We start from the raw sequence: 1,630 nt of genomic DNA on the forward strand, positions 1-1,630 counted from the left end.
CGCCGCCACCATCATCGCCAACCCGGCTGTCTTCCAAGCTGCCGGCGTGGCGCTCCCGGATGACAAGACCTGGACCTGGGAGGACTTCGGCCGCATCTCCGCCGAACTGACCGAGAAGTCCCCGAAGGGCACTTACGGCTCTGCCGCCTACGGGACGGATGAAGCTTCCCTGGGCGTCTGGCTGCGGCAGAACGGCAAGTCCCTCTACACCTCGGACGGCACGTTGGGCTTCGAACCGGCGGACATCGCCGAGTGGTGGAGTTTCCTGAAGGAGCTCAGCGAGAAGAAGGCTGTTCCATCGGCGTCGGAGGTGGTGGAGGCTGAAGCTGCACCTCTGGACCAGAGCGGTCTCGCTGTCGGCAAGAACGGCCTGGCCTTCTGGTGGTCCAACCAGTTGCCCGCGCTTGAGAAGGCAGCCGGTTCCGACCTGCAGATCCTCCGCTTCCCGTCCAAGACGGGAGAGGCGGCAGACGCGCAGCTTTGGTACAAGGCTTCCCAGTTCTGGTCCGCATCTTCTCGCACCAAGCACCCCGAGGAAACAGCCAAGTTCATTGACTTCCTGGCCAACAACAATAAGGCCGGCGAGGCCCTGCTCGCGGACCGTGGCGTTTACCCCAACACCGACGTCCGCGGTGCCATTGAAGCCAAGCTGACTCCTGCGGACATCAAGGTGGTCAAATTCATCGACCAGATCAAGGGCGAACTCGGTGAGGCACCGGCCCCGCCGCCGAAGGGTGCCGGAGCAATCCAGGAGATCGTGAAGCGGTACACCTCCGAGGTCCTCTTCAACAGGCTCTCAACGGATGAGGCAGGCAAGAAGGCCCACGACGAAATGAAGTCAGCCATCAGCAACTAGCGCCTCCGCGAGGCGGTCCCGGCACCTTAGACACGAGGGCGTGCTGAGCAGGCCTCCTCCGCTGAAAAGTACGACGACGGCGGTTGGCAGCTGCGTCCCGGGGGAACCATTGGTTCCCCCGGGACGCAGCCGTTTAAGGGGGCTCTAGGTGTCTTGCCTCGCCGGCGCCGGTGATGTTCGGTTTCTGCTGGCAGACCGGGGAACCCACTGGCTGCTATGGCTCTTTGACGAGGACTGTACGCGGCCAGGCGTCCAGCCCGTCCCGGCTTTCCCGTTGCACGATCTTCCGGAGGCCGTCAGACCATTCCTTTTCAGGATGCCGCCTGAAACCCAGACGCTCGTAGTAGGGGGCATTCCACGGGACATCCCGGAAGGTCGTCAACGTGATTGCGTTGAACCCCATTTCCCTGGCCCAGCGAGCCACATGATCAAGCAGAGCGCCGCCGAGGCCCTTCCGGCTGTGGCGAGGGTGGACCGTGACTTGCTCGATGTGTGCCCAACCTTCAACGGCATCCACCAAGATGTAGGCAATTGGACGGTCGGTTGGATCGGTGGCAACCCAGGCTCGGCCTTCGCGCTGGTAGTCCATCAGCTCGGCCTCGGACGGTGGAGGATCGTCGGCGATCGCGTCCATCCCGATTCCGCGGAAGAGCTCGCCGGCCGCGACTTCAATGTCTCGAATTCCCCGGAGGTCCTCGGGTTTGGCTTTCCTCATCACGTATTCAGTATCTGCCCAGGACTATTCGCGTTGGGGTGGTGGGGGTGGTTTGAAGT

At 62.9% G+C, this 1,630-nt stretch carries 2 protein-coding genes; one reads left to right on the top strand and one right to left on the bottom strand.

Annotated features, from left to right (window positions below; all coding sequences use genetic code 11):
- The coding region (locus DBR22_RS02320; RefSeq protein ID WP_146187344.1) for an ABC transporter substrate-binding protein at positions 1-856 on the top strand (856 nt) is incomplete at its 5' end.
- A gap of 214 nt (positions 857-1,070) precedes the next feature.
- Here DBR22_RS02320 and DBR22_RS02325 read toward each other — a convergent pair.
- Positions 1,071-1,571 (bottom strand): GNAT family N-acetyltransferase, encoded by a 501-nt coding sequence (locus DBR22_RS02325; RefSeq protein WP_258229013.1) that lies wholly within the window; start codon positions 1,569-1,571, stop codon positions 1,071-1,073.
- Positions 1,572-1,630: the final 59 nt, after the last annotated feature.

The sequence above is a fragment of the Arthrobacter sp. HMWF013 genome (genome assembly GCF_003061105.1).
Classification (GTDB): Bacteria; Actinomycetota; Actinomycetes; order Actinomycetales; family Micrococcaceae; genus Arthrobacter.

Excerpts from the sequence above, each read along its gene's own strand:
- DBR22_RS02325 (WP_258229013.1), bottom strand. The coding sequence starts at position 1,571 with ATGAGGAAAGCCAAACCCGAGGACCTCCGGGGAATTCGAGACATTGAA.